Origin of the sequence: Actimicrobium sp. CCI2.3, from assembly GCF_035019065.1 — a bacterium.
Lineage (GTDB): Bacteria > Pseudomonadota > Gammaproteobacteria > Burkholderiales > Burkholderiaceae_D > Actimicrobium.
The window spans coordinates 1-5,475 of the sequence record NZ_JASJWR010000062.1; the positions used below are offsets into that span (position 1 = coordinate 1).

The following is a 5,475-nucleotide window of genomic DNA, read 5'->3' on the forward strand; positions in this document are numbered from 1 at the left end:
TTTCTTCAACCTCATTGCTGCAGCGATGATGATGGGAACGCATGCCGAAATGCCGGTTCATGAAACATTCAGGCTAGCTGGGATGCCCCAGCTTGTTGCATGACTTGTGCAATATCGCTCTGTGCACCCTGCTGAAGCTGGTACAGATGGTGGTAGATGCCGCCCGTCTCGCGCAGCAGGGTCGCGTGATTACCCTGTTCGGCGATCTGGCCACGTTCCATGACGATGATGCGGTCGGCGTCCCGCACTGCCGACAGGCGGTGTGCAATGATGAGGACCGTTCTGCCGACGCAAATCTGGCGCATGTTGTCCTGAATGATTTTTTCCGATTCGTAGTCGAGCGCGCTGGTTGCTTCGTCAAAAATCAGCACCCGCGGATTGCTGATCAAGGCGCGCGCGATCGCGATGCGCTGACGTTGTCCTCCCGACAAACCGGTGCCGTGCTCGCCCACCTTGGTGTCGTAGCCTTCGGGTAATTCACAGATAAACTCGTGTGCGCCGGCCAGTTTCGCCGCGTCGATGATGGCTTCAATCGCCAAGGCCGGGTTCGAGAGCGCAATGTTGTCGCGGATGCTGCGGGTAAACAGCGTGTTCTCTTGCAGAACAACGCCGATCTGGTGACGCAGCGACGCCGTGTCGATGATGGCGATGTCCTGCCCGTCGACCAGCACCCGACCGCGGTCTGGCACATACAGGCGTTGCACCAACTTGGTCAGAGTCGACTTGCCGGAGCCGGAACGCCCGACAATGCCAATGATCTCGCCCGGTGTGATCTTGAGGTTGATGGCGCGGATGACATCGGGCGCGTCCGGCCGGTACCGGAACGACACCTGATCGAATTCAATGGCACCGGCGACCCGTGCAATCCGTGTCTTTTGGCCGGCCACTTCAGCACGCGCATTTAAAATGTCACCAAGACGACTCATCGAAATGCCAACTTGTTGAAAGTCGTTCCACAGTTGTGCCAGGCGCAGAATGGGCGACGACACCTGGCTCGCCAGCATGTTGAATGCCACCAGCTCACCCACCGACATCTTGCCTTCGACTACGAGACCAGCGCCAATCCACATGATGGAGGCGGTCACCAGTTTGCTCACCAGCGACACGCCGCTGCTGGCCAGCATGCCGACATTGCTGACTGACAAGCCGGCAGCAACATAGGCCGCCAGTTGCTGTTCCCATTTCGTGGCCCAGCGTGGTTCGACGGCCATGGCCTTGACCGTGTCGATGCCGCTGATGGTTTCGACCAGAAAGGATTGGTTTTCCGCGCCGCGATTGAATTTTTCGTTCAGGCGGTCCCGGATGATGGGTGTGAAAATCATCGAGATCGCCATGTAAATCGGAATCGACACCACCACGATCAAGGTTAGCCACGCGCTGTACCACAGCATCACGCCCAAGAAGATGAACGAGAACAGCAGATCCATCACCAGCGTGATGGCGTTACCGGTCAGGAAGCTGCGGATATTCTCCAGCTCGCGGATGCGCGCGACCGAGTCCCCCACCCTCCTCGCCTGAAAATAGGCAACCGGCAGGCTCAACAAATGGCGCAACAGCCGCGCTCCTAGCTCGACGTCAATCTTGCTGCTGGTGCTGGCAAAGACATAGGTGCGAATTCCGGTCAGCGTCGCCTCGAACACGATCGCGAGCACCAGTCCCACCGCAATCACGTTGAGGGTCTTCATCGCGTGATTAACCAGCACCTTGTCCATGACCACCTGAAAGAACATCGGCGTGGCCAGGCCAATGAGCTGCAACACCAGCGAGATCATCAGCACTTCGCCGAGCAGCTTGCGGTATTTGACGACCGCAGGAATGAACCAGGTGAAATCAAATCTGGCCGTATCACCGGCGTAACTGGCTTTGGAAGTCAGAAAGATCAACTGACCGGACCAGCGTGCCAGAAATTCCTGCATATCGAGAATGGCAGGAGGCTCCCCTGGCCGCTGGATTAATAACCGGGAGATGGCGCTCGCATCCGGTCCCGTCACGCCAGCACCGCCCTGCTCTACCTTCGCCAGGATAAAAAAATGTCCGGCTTTGTCTATCGCAATGGCAGGCAACGGTGCGCGATCCAGACGGTCTAACGGTTGCACAACAAGTTGGGCGATCATGCCGATGGATTTAGCCGCCAGCAACAAGGTTTGCACCGAAAAGGCTTCGTTACCGAACTCATGCTGAAGCGCTGCTTCATCGGCGGCGATGCCGTGCAGTCCCGCAATCAAGAGCAGCGAGTTCAGGCCGGTATCCATAGGGCCTCTTTCTGCAACGCCGTGACGTGTTCGATCAGTGTATCGATGGAAGCATTCAGGAGGGTGTTGGTGGTCGTTACCACCAACTCAGCATTGCTGCCGCACTCATAAGGATCATCCCATCCGTTCAAGTGAGACAGCTGTCCGGCTTTGGCTTTTTTATACAGTCCTTTGGGGGTGTGATCGATGCAAGCCGCAAGGCACGTGCTGACATGCACGTGCGTCTGGACGAAATGGCGCGATAGCGTGGATTTGACGGCTCCAGGCAGTCGAGTAATCAGATAGCAGCAGGGGCGTGATCCTATCGCTTGTCGTTGTTTCATCGAACCTCCTCGGAGAATCGTCACACCACGGGTATTGAGTTCGGTGTTTTCCCAAAATCAGATGAATTTTGGAAAGCATCCATCTTCTCCTGCGTTAGAAGCTTGGTGGGTGGTTACGCCACCACGCGCTACGAAGTTGCTCCTGAAAAAGAAGCAGGAGTACCCACCCGCCTCTTTCGTCAGACTCTCAAGGCAACAGGCACCCCATCCACCCGGCGCATAGGGTGCGACGCGTTTCGGTGAGGGAGGATGCTCAAGGCAGTCCAGTCACCTCAATGGGCGGCCGCCAGCAGCGGCGGACTCAAGTTCGGTTGGTTGGCTGCCAGCATGCTGGTTTGCGTCGCCGACAGCGGCGCAAACGATGCCATGGATTGAATCAGTTGATTCATGGCGTTGCTTTGGACGACTGGCGTTGAAGAACCCTGATAAAGCGACTGGATTGCCGCAACATCGTTCTGGCTCAAGGTCTGATTGCTGCTTCCCAAGGAGTAGCATTCGATGGAATCGGCAGCGACATTGTCGGCCAGGCCAAGAGCATGACCAATTTCATGCAACAAGGCCTGCTCGAACGCGGTTTGTGTGCCGGCATACGTCAACTGTCCGTTCGCGCCAGCAACCAACGCATATTGGGAACTGTCTTCAATGCGCACGACCGCTCCTGCCTGCATCACACCGGCTTTGCTGTTGAAACTGGTGTACCCGATGATGTCGGTATTGGTCGTGTCAAACTCTCCCAAACCAACCGTTATGTCGGCTGGCGACGAACCGGTCACCTCCTCGAATGTCAGGCCGGACGCCTTGCCCCATGTTGCAAACGCCTGCTGCGCTGCAGCTTCCTCGACCTGGTCCATCTTCCCGCTGAATTGACCGCCTTGGCTTGCCACACTCCAAGTGAGGACTTGCTTATCCCATTTGGAACCGGTCAAGACGGAACTGGCTCCCGACGCAATGGCAGACTGGACTTGCACCAAGCCCTTCTTTGCCGCGGCTGCACCCTGCTGGTCTGCGTGTGTCAGATCATCCTGTGCTATCGAATCAATATCGCGACCAACAATAGATGCCGTTGAGGAGTTGGCGACAAAGCCAAAAAAGCCGCTAAAAGAGGTCTGCGATGGGATGTCGGAGACACCAGCCGGTGCTGAGCCGGCGCCAAAGCCATTATTGCCGCTAGAAGAGGTCTCCGGAGGGATGTCGGAACCAGGCGAGTAGAAATTCGTGTTCGAGATGCCCGATGTCGAGGTCGTGTCCTGCGATCCGGTGGCGGTGGTGGTAGTGGTGGTGTAGATAGAATGATCATCCAGCGTGACTTGGCCACTTGTGTTGAACGAGATCTTTTCCGTCTCCTGACCGGCAGCGTTAAAAATCAACCGGTCTGATTCCGTATTGGTCGTGACGTCGAACTGATCATCTTGCGTCTCGTGGCCACTTGTGTTGAACGAGATCTTGTCCGTCACCTGACCGGCGGTGTTATAAATCAACCGGTCTGATTCCGTATTGGTCGTGACGTCAAACTGGTCGTCCTGCGTGACATGGCCGCTACTTGTATCGAACGAGATTTTGTCCGTCACCTGACCGGCAGTGTTATAGATCAACCGGTCTGATTCCGTATTGGTCGTGACGTCAAACTGGTCGTCCTGCGTGACATGGCCGCTACTTGTGTCGAACGAAATCTTGTCCGTCTCCTGACCAGCGGCGTTATAAATTAACCGGTCTGATTCCGTATTGGTCGTGATGTCAAACTGGTCGGCCTGCGTGACATGGCCACTACTTGTATCGAACGAGATTTTGTCCGTCACCTGACCGGCAGTGTTATAAATTAACCGGTCTGATTCCGTATTGGTCGTGACATCAAACTGGTCGTCCTGCGTGACATGGCCACTACTTGTGTTGAACGAGATCTTGTCCGTCACCTGACCGTCAGTGTTATAGATCAACCGGTCTGATTCCGTATTGGTCGTGACGTCAAACTGATCCTCCTGCGTGGCATAGCCACTTGGGCTGAACGAAATCATGTCCGTCACCTGACCTGCGGCGTTATAAACCAACCGTTCTGATTCCGTATTGGTCGTGACGTCAAACTGGTCCTCCTGCGTGATGTGGCCACTTGCGTCGAACGAGATCATGTCCGTCACTTGGCCGACGGCGTTAAAGATCAGTTGATCTATTTTTTGACCAGTTTGAGAATCAAATTCGTCATGTTCCGCTTCAAATCCGGTCGAATTATTAAAAAATATAATGTCGGTTTCAACGCCTTGAACGTTGAATTTAACCGATTCATCAACCTTGCCGTTGCCGTCCGAATCATAATCTATGGTTTTATTTCCATCAGACCCGAGTGTTACTGTCGTGTCGGACGCCAACGTTCCAGTGGCGTTGAAATTTTTGACGTCATCCACTTTGCTGCCATCGGCATTGAAGGTGTCGGTGGTAATTTTCTCGGCCTTGCCGTCCTTGTTGGCATCCAGCGTGGTCGTCGATGAATCAATCTTGCCGTCACCATTACTGTCCACGGTCTTGATGACTGAAGTACCGGTCGCGTTCGTGCTGGTGATCGTGTCGTCCTTCAAGGTCCCGGTCGCCGTAAAATCTTTGACGTCATCCACCTTGCTGCCATCGGCATTGAAGGTGTCGGTGGTAATTTTCTCGGCCTTGCCGTCCTTGTTGGCATCCAGGGTCGTTGTCGACAAGTCGATCTTGCCGTCGCCATTACTGTCGACGGTCTTGATGACTGAAGTACCGGTCGCATTCGTACTGGTGGTCGTTTCGTCCTTCAAGGTCCCGGTCGCCGTAAAATCTTTGACGTCATCCACCTTGCTGCCATCAGCATTGAAGGTGTCGGTGGTAATTTTCTCGGCCTTGCCGTCCTTGTTGGCATCCAGGGTCGTTGTCGACAAGTCGAT

The 5,475-nt window shown here is 55.0% G+C and carries 3 protein-coding genes; all 3 read right to left on the minus strand.

The features are described 5' to 3' along the window. Window positions 1–68: 68 nt before the first annotated feature. Complete coding sequence (locus QN370_RS20260) at window positions 69–2,252, minus strand: type I secretion system permease/ATPase (protein ID WP_322127160.1); 2,184 nt, start codon at window positions 2,250–2,252, stop codon at window positions 69–71. Continuing rightward, entirely contained in the window at window positions 2,237–2,575 is a 339-nt protein-coding gene (locus QN370_RS20265; RefSeq protein ID WP_322127159.1) for an adenylyl-sulfate kinase, read from the minus strand. The genes QN370_RS20260 and QN370_RS20265 overlap by 16 nt, the downstream gene beginning before the upstream one ends. Before the next feature lie 272 nt (window positions 2,576–2,847). Further along, window positions 2,848–5,475: matrixin family metalloprotease (locus QN370_RS20270; protein ID WP_323581813.1), on the minus strand; the 2,628-nt coding region annotated here is incomplete at its 5' end.

Coding starts and splice junctions, on each gene's coding strand:
- QN370_RS20260 (WP_322127160.1), bottom strand. CDS start 2,252: ATGGATACCGGCCTGAACTCGCTGCTCTTGATTGCGGGACTGCACGGC.
- QN370_RS20265 (WP_322127159.1), bottom strand. CDS start 2,575: ATGAAACAACGACAAGCGATAGGATCACGCCCCTGCTGCTATCTGATT.